Below are 13,102 nucleotides of genomic sequence, written 5' to 3'. Positions count from 1 at the left end.
GCCCAGTAAGGGGCGGTCAGGTCGGTGGGTCGCAACGGGTACTCCAACATCCGAACCGCGGCGAAGACGCCGGCCGCCGCGTACAGGAACAGCCCGACGCCCCAGGTGAACACCGCGAGGGCGGCGAGGAGCCGGTCCAGTTCGCGGTAGACCGGTTGGAGCGTGGCCGCGGCGATGGCCACCGACTCGCTGGCGACGACCCAGATGAACCACGTTCCGTTCGCCTTCGCGAGGACGGGACGCTCCGCCGTGCCGAGCACGGCGGTCCACGGGACGACATATCCGAGCACCAGCCACGTCGCCGCCGCGCCCACGAGTAGTACGGCCGCGGTGGAATGCCAGCCGTCCATCATCAGGCGTACGCCGAGCACGTTGCTGCCCGCGACGAAGGTGAAGAAGCCGAACGCCCGTCCGGAATCGGCGAGATCGGCGCGGACCTCGTCGCGGAACGCGAAGAACCGCCACACCGACAGGGCCACCAGCGTCGCGTATCCGATCGCGGACACGATCAGCAGCACGGCCGATGCGAGGTGGAAACCGCGGAGGTGGAGTCCGGTGGACACGATTCCGCCGGCCATGACGAAGGCGAAGTAACCCGGCGCGAGGATGCGGACTTCTTCGCGGAGACGGGAAGGGGCCTGCACTGCGTGCCCGCTACTTCAGCAGGCGGGACATCCGCCGGTCGGCGAGGACCTTCCCTCCGGTCTGGCAGGTCGGGCAGTACTGGAACGAACGGTCGGTGTAGGAGACCTCGCGGACGGTGTCGCCGCACACCGGGCACGGCTCACCGGTGCGGCCGTGCACGCGCAGCCCCGACCGTTTCTCGCCCTTGAGGCGCGCCGCGTCCTGCCCGACCGAGCGCGTGACGGCATCGGTCAGCACCGACCGCAACGCCCCGTACAGGGCGGTCGCCGCGTCGTCGGTGAGCTTGCCGGCGGTCGCGAACGGTGACTGCTGCGCGACGTGCAGGATCTCGTCGGAGTAGGCGTTGCCGATGCCCGCGAGAATCTTCTGGTCGATCAGCAACGTCTTGAGGCGCGAGGTGCTGTCGGTCAGGAGCTCGGCGAACTCGTCGCGGGTGAGGGCGAGCGCGTCGGGGCCGAGGCGGGCGATGCCGGGCACCTGCTGCGGATCGTCGACAATCCAGACCGCGAGGCGCTTCTTCGTGCCGGCCTCGGTGAGATCGAAGGCCGGTGTCGTCGCGTCGGGGGCGAACAGGTGCACGCGGAGGGCGAGCGGACCGCGACCGAGTTTCGGGGGAGTCTGCGACGGTTCGTCGAGCCAGCGCAACCAGCCGCCGCGCGACAGGTGCGTGATCAGGTGCAGCCCCGAGCAGTCGATCGCGAGGAACTTGCCGAAGCGCACCGCTCCGGTGATGTCGCGTCCCTGCAGCGCCGTGATCGGCGGGTCGGCCGTCTGCAGTACGTTCAGCGCCGCGACGTCGATGCGTCCGATGACGCTGCCGACCGCGTGCTCGCGCAGGAACACCGCAAGTGCTTCCACCTCGGGGAGCTCGGGCATGGGAACAGGCTACGGTCGCCGGGCCGTTCGCGGGTGGCGACGGACACCTTCGACCCACCGATAGACTGCGCTCGTGACTGTGTCGACGCCCTACGAAGACCTGATGCGCCTGATCCTCGAGACCGGCGCGGAGAAGGCGGACCGTACCGGAACCGGCACGCGGAGCCTGTTCGGCCATCAGATGCGCTTCGATCTGTCCGAGGGCTTCCCGCTGATCACCACGAAGAAGGTGCACCTGAAGTCCATCGTCTACGAGTTGCTGTGGTTCCTGCGCGGCGACTCCAACGTCAAGTGGCTGCAGGAGCACGGCGTGACGATCTGGGACGAGTGGGCCGCACCCGACGGCGATCTGGGCCCGGTCTACGGCGTGCAGTGGCGCTCGTGGCCGACCCCCGACGGGCAGCACATCGACCAGATCGGCCAGGTGATCGAGACCCTGCGCACCGACCCCGATTCGCGGCGCATCCTCGTCTCGGCGTGGAACGTGGCCGAGCTCGACAAGATGGCGCTCATGCCGTGCCACGCCTTCTTCCAGTTCTACGTGGCCGACGGCAAGCTCAGCTGCCAGCTCTACCAGCGCAGCGCCGACATGTTCCTCGGCGTGCCGTTCAACATCGCCAGCTACGCGCTGCTCACCCACATGGTCGCGCAGCAGACCGGACTCGAGCCGGGAGAGTTCATCTGGACCGGCGGCGACTGCCACATCTACTCGAACCACATCGAGCAGGTCACGGAGCAGCTCACCCGTGATCCGTATCCCTACCCGACGTTGAAGCTGCACCCGCGCGACTCGATCTTCGACTACCGCTACGAGGACGTCGAGGTGGTCGGCTACCGGCACCACCCGGCGATCAAGGCGCCGGTGGCCGTCTGATGGGGGATGTCACCCTCGTCTGGGCTCAGGCACGTGGTGGTGTGATCGGCCGGGAGAACACCATCCCGTGGCACATCCCCGAGGACATGGCGTTCTTCAAGGACGCGACGATGGGAAAGCCGGTGATCATGGGCCGGCTCACCTGGGATTCACTGCCGCCGAGGTTCCGGCCGCTACCGGGACGCCGGAACATCGTCGTCACCCGCAACGTCGAGTGGTCGGCCCAGGGCGCCGAGACCGCGACGAGCCTCGAGGACGCACTGACACTCGCCCGTGAGGACGAGGTCGTCGTCATGGGTGGGGGCCAGATCTACGCGCAGGCGATGCCGTTCGCGAAGCAGCTGCTCGTGACCGAGGTCGACCTCGACGTCGCAGGAGATGCGACCGCACCTCCGATCGGGCCCGAGTGGGTGGCGGATCCCGGAGAATGGCTGACGTCCACCAAGGGAATCAGGTTCCGCTGGATCCGGTACGCCCGAAGCTGAGTTCTCGCGGCGGCATCTGAGCGATACTGCGGTACATGGACAAGCTCTCCTTGACCGCCATGGCACGGCAGCAGCTCAAACTCGCAGCGACGTCCAGCAGCGGACGCAGCTCCCAGACGGTTTTCGGTGGGCATACCAAGCACCTGCGGCAGACCGTCGTCGCGTTGCTGGCGGGGCACGAACTCGGCGAGCACGACAGCCCGGGCGAGGCGACCCTGCAGGTGCTGTCGGGTCAGCTCCAGCTCGTCGCCGGCAACGACGTGTGGAAGGGTTCGGCGGGCGACATGATCATCATCCCGCCGGTCCGGCACAGCGTCAGCGCCATCGAGGACGTCGCCTTCCTGCTCACCGTCGCCAAGTAGCGTCGCTCACTGCACGCGCCGAGTAGCGACGCTCATTGCGCGCGTCGAGAAGCGGCGCTTACTGAACAGGTGCCGGAGCGGCGTACCCGCGGTAGCCCTCCCACGCGAGGCGGCGCTCGCGACGCGGATCGTGCTCGATGCGCGTGACCTCGTCGAAAATCACTGTCGCGCGGTCCTTCTCGTCGTAGGGTGGCCACGACGGCAGTGGTTCACCGTGCCGGGCCACGTTCAGCCACTGGCGCTGCATCGCCCCGGCGGCCGTCCGCAGGCCGCGTCGCCCACCGAGTGCCGTGAGCGCCCGGCCGAGCGGTTCGTCGGTCTGGTCGAAGACCGCGAGCAACTCCACCGCGTGCGTCGCGTCGAAGCCCGTCCAGCGCAGCACTCGCGGCGCGAGATCGAAGCGGTACATGAAGGTCGGCGCGAAACGCGAATGTGCCTGCGCGAACTGCACGGACGGATACCAGAAGGTGAGGTCGCCGCCGAGATCGATCGCGGCACGCTCGTCCGGATATCCCGGATAGATCCCCGTGATGCGATCCTTCGCCTCGGGATCTGTCGCGGCGAACAGTGCGTCGATCCGCCGAGGGTTCGTCGGCAGCGCGTCGAGGAACTTCGGGAACAGTGCACCTTCGCGGTCGTTCGTCCCGAGCACGAGCGGAACGGGATGCGCCGCGCCCGTCTCGTACGCCTCGAGCGGTTGGAGCGGAACGAAATCGCCGTCGACGACCGGGCCGAAGGGATGCAGACCGGGAGTCGCGCGCAGTACCTGCGCCCCGAGGCGCGATCCCACCCGCCCGAGTTCGACGGGGGAGGTGTCGAGCAGCGCCTGCGCGGCGGTATCCGGATCGGCACCGAGCAGTTCGACGAACTTCCGGCCCCATTCGGCCGAGCGGTCGGAGGTGACGACGAGATTCGGCGCCGGGCTCTGTGCGATCGCGGCGGAGAACAGTCCGCGCGCGGCGGGTGTCGCGAGCAGGGTCGTCACCGAGGTGCCGCCGGCGGACTCGCCGAAGATCGTCACGTTGTCGGGGTCGCCGCCGAAGGCCGCGATGTTGCGCTGGACCCATTCGAGCGCCGCCACCTGGTCGCGCAGACCGAGATTGGAATCGAATCGGACCGAATCGGTGGAGAAGGACCCGAAGTCGAGATAGCCGAGCGCTCCGAGACGGTAGTTGATCGACACGTAGACTACGTCGCCGCGTCGGACCAGCGACTCGCCGCCGTAGACCGACAGGGCACTCGTGCCGAGGGTGAAGGCGCCGCCGTGGATGAACACCATGACCGGTCGCGGTGCATGGACCCGACCGGCGGGGGCGAGCACGTTGAGGGTCAGGCAGTCCTCGTCGGGACGCACTCGCACCCCGCGACGACCGGTCTCGGCGTAGCGCGGACGCTGCGGGGCGGCATTTCCGAACTGCGTCGCATCGCGCACTCCCGTCCAGGGCTCGACCGGTTGCGGCGCCCGCAGCCGCAGCGGGCCCACCGGGGGAGCGGCGTAGGGAATGCCGCGCCAGGCGAGGAGGCCGTCGAGCCGGGTGCCGCGGACGGTTCCGTCGGCGAATGTGACGTGGGTCTCGGGCGTCATGCTCCGCACTGTACGTGACGGGGCGTCACGGTAGCCGCCGTGTCCACCGTCGACGTCACCAGAAGTGGGGCTCGAGGCCTCGGCCCGCGAGCTCTGCCCGTACGTAGGTGTGCAGCGTCGCGGTGTCGGGGAAGCGCTCCTCGTCGAGGGCGACGAACGCGAGGGTGTACCGCTCGTCGGTGTGGCAGGCGTAGACCGACAGGCGGGTCGTGGTGCGGGCCGGCCGGGTGTCGAGTCCCGGGTGCATAGCGCGCATTGCGATCCCGGTGGTGCGGTACGGGCCCAGCGTGGTGAGCTCGCGGGGCACCGCGCCGATGTTGGAACACAACAGGTCCCGCTCACCGGCACCGCGCGCGACGCGGGCGGCGATCCGGTCGGGGAGGAGTTGCAGGATCTCGGCCGGCATGTTGTGCGGCGCGCCCTCCCGCGGCTGCGAATAGGCGTGCGCGGCGCGGGCCCGGATGGAGGCGAGCGTGTCGCCGTCGTCGACGGTGATCCCCACCATCGACACGCCGTTGGAGACGGTTCCCTCCTTCCGGTCGTCGACCGGAACGGAGATGCGCACGGGGAACGGGATGCGGGCGCGCCGGGCGACACCGGCGGACACGGCGAGCAGCAGGGCGTTCGGGCTGCCGTCCTCCGCGGCCGCGACGGCCTTCCACTGCGCCGCGTCGACGTCGACGAGCGCGGTGCGCGGTCGCGAGTGCACCGTCTGCGGCGCGCGCGGTTTCTCCGTGCGAGGTGTGTACTTCACGCGGCGCAGCCCGCTGCCGACCTTCCGGAACAACTGCATCGCATCGCGTAGGTCGGATTGGCGACCGGGGTCGGGTCGTCGCGGCCGGTCGGCGAGCGCGTCGGCGACCGCGCGGACGAATCCCCGCGCGTCGGTCAGGACGTGCGAGCACACGATCGACAGTGCGGTGCCGCCGCTCGTGAGTCGGGTCGCGGCGACCGCCCAGCCGGGACCGAGCTCGGGATCGACGTCCACGTTCGCGTGCTCGTCGGCCCAGGCGAGGAGCTCGTCGTCGGGGATGGGGGTCGCGGGATAGCGCAGTGGATGGACGTGCGTGTTGGGTTCGAAGCGGGGGCGTGCGCCGGGAACCCGGGGACGGACTACACGGCGACCGAGCGGGCCTTCGGACAGCACGTCGTGCAGGGACAGCAACAGGGTCGCGTCCACGGTCTCGTCGGTGCGCCACAGACCCTGCATCACCGACGGCAGGCCGGTTCCTTTGTGGCGGTGGAGGAACATCTCGTCCACGACGCTCAGGCGATTCACAATCCCGACCGTAGCGCCGACCGTTGACCGAAGCACTGAACCGAGGTTCAATCCTTGGTGTGGCGTACCGGCGGACACCCGCAGTGCAGGAGCGACTCGACGCGCAGCGCGAGGCCATCGCCGCTGCCGCCGTGACTCTGCTCAGCGAACGCGGATACAGCGGACTGTCCGTCTCGGCGGTCGCCGAACGGGCCGGCGTCGCCACCGGCAGCGTCTACCGGCACTACGTCGACAAGTCCGATCTCATGGTGCGGATCTTCCGGGAACTGTGCGAGCGGGAGGTCGAGGCCGTGACGTCCGCGGCCGCAACCGGATCCGGTGCCGACCGGGTGACCGCGGTGGTCGACACCTTCTCCCGCCGTGCGCTGCGCAATCCCACCCTCGCCTACGCCCTGCTCGCCGAACCGGTCGACGCCGCGGTCGACGCCGAACGACTCGTGTTGCGCCGCGCCTTCGCAGCGGCCTTCGCGAACGCCGTGCGCCACGGCGTCGAGACCGGTGAATTCCCCGAACAGGACGTCGAGCTCACCGCCGCGGCGCTCGTCGGGGCTGTCGGTGAGGTGCTCACCGGTCGCCTCCCCGGCGCGGCCGACGGTCGCCTTCGAGACAGTGCGGCCGACGGTCGCCTTCGAGACAGCGCGGCCGGATCCACCGTCCCCGACCTCGTCGTCCTCGTACTGCGAGCGGCGGGGCATCTGCCTTCCGGAACGACTCAGGAGTGAAGCCGTGAATTTCCCCGCCACCCACGAAGTGTTCAACCAGGTACCGGACCTCGAGCCCTACGGGGCCGCCGACGACCCCGCCCTCCTCGAAGGACTGCGCCGCGAAGGGGCGAGTTGGGCCGAGGACGAGGTCCGCGAACTCGGCGCCCTCGCCGGCACCGCCCGTGCCCAGGACTGGGGGCGGCTCGCCAACGAGTATCCGCCCGTGCTGCACACCCACGACCGCTACGGCCACCGCGTCGACGAGGTCGAGTTCCATCCGCACTGGCACGACCTGATGACCGTCGCCGTCGAGAACGGCCTGCACGCGGCACCCTGGCGCGACCCGCGTCCCGGCGCGCACGTTGCCCGTGCCGCGAAGTTCTACGTGTGGGGGCATACCGATGCCGGGCACATGTGCCCGATCTCGATGACCTACGCCGCGATCCCGGCGCTGCGCCACAACGCCGAACTCGCCGAGCGCTACGAGCCGCTGCTGGCCGCGCCGCACTACGACTTCGGGCTGCGCGAACCCTCCACGAAACGTGGCCTGATCGCCGGGATGTCGATGACCGAGAAGCAGGGCGGTTCCGACGTCCGCGCCAACACCACCACCGCGACCCCCAACGCCGACGGTTCGTACACGATCGTCGGGCACAAGTGGTTCACGTCCGCGCCGATGTCCGACCTGTTCCTCACGCTCGCGCAGACCGAGCACGGACCGTCGTGCTTCCTGCTCCCGCGCGTCCTGCCCGACGGCACCCGCAACGCCATCCGCATCCAGCGGCTGAAGGACAAGCTCGGCAACAAGTCGAACGCCTCCTCCGAGATCGAGTACGAGAACGCGATCGGCTGGCTCGTCGGCCCGGAAGGTCGCGGCATCAACACCATCATCGAGATGGTGAACATGACGCGACTCGACTGTGTCATCGGCTCGGCCGTGAACATGCGGATCGCGACGTTGCGCGCGGTTCACCATGCCCGTCACCGGAAGGCGTTCGGCGCGTTGCTCGTCGACCAGCCGCTCATGCGCAACGTCCTCTCCGATCTCGTCGTCGAGTCCGATGCCGCGACGACGATGATGATGCGTCTGGCCGGGGCCACCGACCGCGCCGCCGGGGACGAGCAGGAGGCCGCCCTGCGCCGCATCGCGCTGGCCGTCACCAAGTACTGGGTGTGCAAGCGGGCACCCGCGGTCGCCGCCGAAGCCCTCGAATGCCTCGGCGGCAACGGCTACGCCGAGGAATCGGGCATGCCGCGGCTCTATCGCGAGTCGCCGCTCATGTCGATCTGGGAAGGATCCGGCAACGTCGCGGCACTCGACGCGCTGCGTGCAATGGCGCGGCAACCCGACACCGTCGAGGCGTTCTTCACCGAGGTCAGGCTTGCGGAAGGTGCCGATCCGCGGCTCGATTCGGCCATCGCCCGGATCGGCAAGGAACTCGCCGACCTCGAGGACGCCGAGTACCGGGCACGGCGGGTCGTGGAGCTCATGGCCCTGGCCCTGCAGGGCGCGCAGCTCGTCCGGCACGGACATCCCGCCGTTGCGGAGGCGTTCTGCCGCAGTCGGCTCGACGACGACTGGGGCATCGCGATGGGCACACTGCCGACCGGCGTGGACACCGCCGCGATCCTCGACCGGGTCTGACGAGGGCGGGTCCGATCCTGCGGCGCTGTCACCCGTCTCAGGTCGAGGGCATACTGGAATACGTCCTGCGAGGAATCGACTACGGGTGGAGCCCGTCATGATCGGCAGCAACGAATGGTGGGAGTGGGGTCGGCAGATCGCACTCGCGGTGACCGAGCCGCATGCACTGCACCGTGCCCGCATGATCGTGCGCGGCGTCGTCGCCGAATCCGAGGCGGTGAGCGACAGCCGCCGGGGCGACGCCGAGATCCACTCCGTCAACCTCGCGCAGGGCACTCCGGTCACGATGAGCCCCCGACTGGCATCGATGGTGCGGTCGGCGCTGTGGGCGGCCCGCATGACGGGCGGGACCATCACCCCGGTCGACTCCGACGACGCCTCCGTCGATGCCGGAGCCATCCCGCCGATCCATCCCATCCCCACCTACCGCGACGTGCAGATCGACGGAGACATCGTGCTCGCTCCTTTCGGGGTGAGTCTCGAACTCGGCGCGACGGCCGTGGCCGACACCGTCGACTACTCCGCGGCGCTCGTCGCGAATCTGCTCGAATGCGGGGCGCTCGTGCGCATCGGCGACGTGATGGCCACCGCGGGGCACGCGCCTGCCGGGGGATGGCAGGTGCCGCTCCCGGACCGGGGCTCGGTCGAACTGCCGGCCGGATCGGCGATGGCGTCGCACACCAGCGACGTCGCCGACCCCGAGCGGTGGCGTCTCGTCAGCGTCATCGCTCCCGACGCTGTGTGGGCTCATGCGGCCGCGGCGACGGCGTTGCAGCGGGGCATCGGAGCCCTGTCGTGGCTCGAACAGTACGACCTGCCGGCGCGTCTCGTCGACACGCACGGACGGGTCCGGACCACCACGGCCTGGTCCGATCCGAAGGCTGCTTGATCTCTCGAGCAGGATGCGATCAGGCTCCGTCGCGCAGGGTGCGGTAGACCTCGATCAGGTGGTCGGTGGACGCGTCGCCGGTGTCGGGGATCTCGTCGCCGGCGAGCACCGTCTGCAGGGCGGTGGCCTGGGTCTTGCCGAGTTCGACGCCCCACTGGTCGAACGAGTCGATCCCCCACACGACGCCTTGGACGAAGGTCTGATGTTCGTAGAAGGCGATGATCTGCCCGACCACCGACGGGGTCAGTTCCGGGGCGAGGATCGTCGTCGACGGCCGATCCCCGGGCATCACCTTGTGCGCCACCAACGCCTCATCGACGCCGTCGGCGCGGACCTCGTCGGCATCACGCCCGAAGGCCAACACTTTGGCCTGGGCGAACATGTTCGCCAGCAACAACACCTGCATGCTGGTCTGCCCGTCGCGGGCCGGTAGGTCGTCGCCGCTACGGGCCAGGCCGAGAAAGTCGACGGGGACGATCTCGGTGCCCTGGTGCAACAGCTGGAAGAAGGCGTGCTGACCGTTGGTACCGGGCTCACCCCAGAACACCTCCCCGGTCGGACACACCACCGGTGTGCCGTCGGCGCGCACGGATTTGCCGTTCGATTCCATGGTCAGCTGCTGCAGATAGGCCGGCAGCCGCGCCAGATCCTGCGCATAGGGCACCACCGCGCGCGACCGATAACCGAGGATGCTCGCATTCCACACCCCGATCACCCCCGCCAGCAACGGTGCGTTCTGTGCCGGGGCGGTGGTGGCGAAGTGGGTGTCGATGGTGTGCATGCCGGCGAGGAACTCGACGAACCGCTCGCGTCCGATGGCGCACATCACCGCCAGCCCGATCGCCGAGCCGACCGAATAACGGCCGCCGACCCAGTCCCAGAACTCGAACATGTTCGCCGGGTCGATGCCGAACTCGACCACCCGCTCGGTGTGCGTCGACACCGCGACGAAATGCTTCGCCACCGCGTCCTCCCCGAGGGCGTCGACGAGCCAGCGGCGGGCGGCGGTGGCGTTGGAGAGGGTTTCGAGGGTGGAAAACGTCTTCGACGCGACGATGAACACGGTCGTCGCCGGGTCCAGGTCGGCCAGTGCCGCGGTCAGATCGGCGGGGTCGACGTTGGAGACGAACCGCGTCGCCGGCCCGTCGTGAAAACGCCGCAGGGCGCGGGTGACCATCGCCGGGCCGAGATCGGAGCCGCCGATGCCGATGTTGACCACCGTGGTGATCTGCTGCCCGGTGGCGCCGCGCCAGTCGCCGCTGCGGAGGCGGTCGGTGAACTCGCCCATCCGGTCGAGCACGGCGTGGACATCGGCGACGACATCGACCCCGTCGACGATCAACTGCGCATCGCGGGGCAGACGCAGGGCGGTGTGCAGCACCGCCCGATCCTCGGTGACGTTGATGTGCGCACCCGAGAGCATCGCCTCCCGAGCCGCGGCGATCCCCGCGGTGTCGGCGAGCTCGAGCAGGGCCTGCACGACCGGGGTGTCGAGGCGTTGTTTGCTGAAATCGATCACCAGATCCCCGGCAGGGACCGTCAACGCCGAGACCCTGTCGGGTTCGGTGGTGAACAACTGCCGCAGCGACACCGATTCGAGCCGGTCGCGATGGTCTTCCAGAGCTTTCCACGGTGCCGTTGCGGTTACGTCGCTCATGTCGTCGACAGTAGTGCGCCCCGACACGGTGCGCCCGGTGTGCAACTGGGCCCCGGTGTGTGACGAAGGGATCCCTCGGTTTCCCACAGCGAGCGACCGCGACGCGCATGATGGGGCATATGGATGCTGCAGAACTGATTCGGTCCGTCCCCACCGACCTGTTCCTCGGCGGTGAGTGGGTGGCGGCCGAGAACGGAACCACCTTCGGAGTCCACGATCCCGCGACCGGTGACGAACTCACCCGTGTCGCCGATGCCGCGCCCGGTGATGCCTTGCGGGCCCTCGACGCGGCCGTCGCGGCCGGTCCGGAATGGGCTGCGACCCCGCCGCGAGAACGCGCCGAACTGTTGCGGACGGTGTGGCGGAAGATCACCGAACGCGCCGACGACTTCGCGCTGCTCATGACACTCGAGATGGGTAAGGCACTACCGGAGAGCCGATCGGAGGTGACCTACGGCGCCGAATTTCTGCGATGGTTCTCCGAGGAGGCGGTCCGCATCGCCGGTCGCTACACGCCCGCCCCTGCCGGCACCGGTCGCGTTCTCGTGACGAAACAACCCGTCGGTCCCTGCCTGGCCATCACACCGTGGAACTTCCCGCTCGCGATGGGAACCCGCAAGATCGGTCCCGCCCTCGCGGCGGGATGCACGATCATCGTCAAGCCCGCGTCCGAGACGCCCCTCACGATCCAGCTGCTCGCGCAGCTCTTCGACGAGGCAGGACTACCCAAGGGTGTCCTGTCGGTGCTCCCGTCTTCACATGCCGGTGAGGTCACCGGGCCGCTCCTCGAGGATCCCCGGCTGCGCAAGCTCACCTTCACCGGCTCCACCGAGGTCGGGCGCATGCTCGCCGAGAAGGCCGGTCGTTCGCTGCTGCGCACCTCGCTCGAGCTCGGAGGCAACGCGCCGTTCGTCGTCTTCGAGGACGCCGACCTCGACGCCGCGGTCGAGGGCGCGGTGGCAGCCAAGCTGCGCAACGGGGGAGAGGCCTGCACGGCCGCGAACCGCTTCCACGTCCACAACTCGGTGCGCGACGCCTTCGTCGCCAAGCTCACCGAACGCATGGCGTCGTACAAGCTCGGGCCGGGAACGGACCCCGACGCGACGCTGGGCCCCCTGGTCAACGAGAACCAGAAGAAGACCGTGATCGAACTCGTGCAGGACGCGGTGTCGGCGGGTGCCTCGGTGCGCCTGGGCGGTGAACCCGCGGACGGACCGGGATGGTTCTACCCGGCCACCGTGCTCGACGACGTGCCGAAGCAGGCCCGCATCCTGCAGGAAGAGGTCTTCGGGCCGGTCGCGGCCGTCACCGGCTTCGACACCGAGGAGGAAGCCCTCGCAGCGGCGAACGATACCCGCTACGGGCTCGCTGCCTACATCTTCACGCGCGACCTCGACCGGGCCCTGCGCGTGTCGCATGCGCTCGAAACGGGCATCGTCGGTGTGAACCGCGGTGTCGTCTCGGATGTCGCGGCCCCCTTCGGCGGAATCAAGGATTCCGGGCTGGGACGCGAGGGCGGTACCGAAGGCATCGAGGAATTCCTCGAAACCAAGTACATCGCCCTGCAGTAGGGAACTCGGCGATGGTCGGGACGACCTCGCCGTCAGTGACGCGGACGACCTCGCCGTCAGTGACGCGGACGACCTCGCCGTCAGTGACGCGGACGGCCACGCCGTTAGTGGCCCAGGCGGCCACGCCCGAGGCGGAGCAGCAGCATCGCCAGGGTGTGGCCTTCCTGGCCCAACTCGCTGAACCGCTCGAGGACCTTCATCTCGCGGCTGTGCACGAGACGGGTACCGCCGGACGCCATGCGGGTACGCCCGATCATGCGGGAGACCTCGGTGCGGCGCTTGACCGCGGCCAGGATCTCGGCGTCGAGACGATCGATCTCCTTGCGGAGCTCCTCGATCTCGGCCTCGGTGGGCACTGCGGTGTCGTCGGTCGCGGCCGGTGTTCCGGCGTTCGCCTGGTCCGGCTCGCCGGAAAGGGAAGAATCGATGTGCGTGCTCATGTCGTCTCCTCGCATCTGCTCTGAAGGATCGCCCGTATGGGAGCGGCTGTTACCGGTATCGGGTCGGGCCGGCAGTCGGGAATCGACAGC

Annotated in this window: 13 protein-coding genes; 7 read left to right on the top strand and 6 right to left on the bottom strand. The window is 69.1% G+C overall.

Going from position 1 to position 13,102, the window contains the following annotated elements; all coding sequences use genetic code 11:
- Positions 1–644: tellurite resistance/C4-dicarboxylate transporter family protein (locus AC6CID_RS04440; protein ID WP_498353623.1), on the bottom strand; the 644-nt coding region annotated here is incomplete at its 3' end.
- A 10-nt stretch (positions 645–654) separates the two neighbouring features.
- Entirely contained in the window at positions 655–1,521 is an 867-nt protein-coding gene (locus tag AC6CID_RS04435) for an Fpg/Nei family DNA glycosylase (RefSeq protein ID WP_498353622.1), read from the bottom strand.
- A 73-nt stretch (positions 1,522–1,594) separates the two neighbouring features.
- Between AC6CID_RS04435 and AC6CID_RS04430 the strand changes: the two genes are divergently transcribed.
- Genes AC6CID_RS04430 through AC6CID_RS04420 form a run of 3 tightly spaced genes read left to right on the top strand, consistent with a single transcriptional unit; the run spans position 1,595 to position 3,242 of the window.
- Positions 1,595–2,395, top strand: a complete 801-nt coding sequence (locus AC6CID_RS04430; protein WP_039583962.1) for a thymidylate synthase — start codon at positions 1,595–1,597, stop codon at positions 2,393–2,395.
- Positions 2,395–2,880 (top strand): dihydrofolate reductase, encoded by a 486-nt coding sequence (locus AC6CID_RS04425; protein ID WP_452585444.1) that lies wholly within the window; start codon positions 2,395–2,397, stop codon positions 2,878–2,880. The genes AC6CID_RS04430 and AC6CID_RS04425 overlap by 1 nt, the downstream gene beginning before the upstream one ends.
- Positions 2,881–2,915: 35 nt before the next feature.
- Positions 2,916–3,242: a cupin domain-containing protein gene (locus tag AC6CID_RS04420; protein ID WP_006551553.1), complete on the top strand. Its 327-nt coding sequence runs from the start codon at positions 2,916–2,918 to the stop codon at positions 3,240–3,242.
- Between the two features lie 58 nt (positions 3,243–3,300).
- On the opposite strand, the gene AC6CID_RS04415 is transcribed toward AC6CID_RS04420, so the two are convergent.
- Together AC6CID_RS04415 and AC6CID_RS04410 are read right to left on the bottom strand one after the other, a co-directional pair.
- The gene (locus tag AC6CID_RS04415; protein WP_033096738.1) at positions 3,301–4,827 is read right to left on the bottom strand and encodes a carboxylesterase/lipase family protein; all 1,527 of its coding nucleotides are present in this window, start codon (positions 4,825–4,827) and stop codon (positions 3,301–3,303) included.
- A 55-nt stretch (positions 4,828–4,882) separates the two neighbouring features.
- Complete coding sequence (locus tag AC6CID_RS04410) at positions 4,883–6,106, bottom strand: hypothetical protein (RefSeq protein WP_220666724.1); 1,224 nt, start codon at positions 6,104–6,106, stop codon at positions 4,883–4,885.
- Positions 6,107–6,165: 59 nt separating this feature from the next.
- On the opposite strand from AC6CID_RS04410, the gene AC6CID_RS04405 reads away from it, so the two are divergent.
- The 3 genes from AC6CID_RS04405 to AC6CID_RS04395 all read left to right on the top strand — a co-directional run bounded on the left by AC6CID_RS04405 (position 6,166) and on the right by AC6CID_RS04395 (position 9,344).
- A complete protein-coding gene (locus AC6CID_RS04405) occupies positions 6,166–6,828 on the top strand; it encodes a TetR/AcrR family transcriptional regulator (protein ID WP_024103164.1) in 663 nt (220 codons plus the stop codon).
- 4 nt (positions 6,829–6,832) lie between these two features.
- Positions 6,833–8,455, top strand: a complete 1,623-nt coding sequence (locus tag AC6CID_RS04400) for an acyl-CoA dehydrogenase family protein (protein ID WP_019289855.1) — start codon at positions 6,833–6,835, stop codon at positions 8,453–8,455.
- Between the two features lie 97 nt (positions 8,456–8,552).
- Entirely contained in the window at positions 8,553–9,344 is a 792-nt protein-coding gene (locus AC6CID_RS04395) for an FAD:protein FMN transferase (RefSeq protein ID WP_033096735.1), read from the top strand.
- A gap of 19 nt (positions 9,345–9,363) precedes the next feature.
- Here AC6CID_RS04395 and pgi read toward each other — a convergent pair whose 3' ends face one another.
- The gene (gene pgi, locus AC6CID_RS04390) at positions 9,364–11,001 is read right to left on the bottom strand and encodes a glucose-6-phosphate isomerase (RefSeq protein WP_498353621.1); all 1,638 of its coding nucleotides are present in this window, start codon (positions 10,999–11,001) and stop codon (positions 9,364–9,366) included.
- A 119-nt stretch (positions 11,002–11,120) separates the two neighbouring features.
- On the opposite strand from pgi, the gene AC6CID_RS04385 reads away from it, so the two are divergent.
- Positions 11,121–12,572: an NAD-dependent succinate-semialdehyde dehydrogenase gene (locus tag AC6CID_RS04385; RefSeq protein ID WP_498353620.1), complete on the top strand. Its 1,452-nt coding sequence runs from the start codon at positions 11,121–11,123 to the stop codon at positions 12,570–12,572.
- 104 nt (positions 12,573–12,676) lie between these two features.
- Here AC6CID_RS04385 and AC6CID_RS04380 read toward each other — a convergent pair whose 3' ends face one another.
- Positions 12,677–13,012, bottom strand: coding sequence for a chorismate mutase (locus tag AC6CID_RS04380; RefSeq protein WP_006553758.1), 336 nt, complete (start codon positions 13,010–13,012; stop codon positions 12,677–12,679).
- Positions 13,013–13,102: the final 90 nt, after the last annotated feature.

This window comes from Rhodococcus sp. GQ147 (assembly GCF_059759155.1).
The sequence above is the reverse complement of the archived record's forward strand: the minus strand, read 5'-3'. Positions and strand labels throughout refer to the sequence as shown.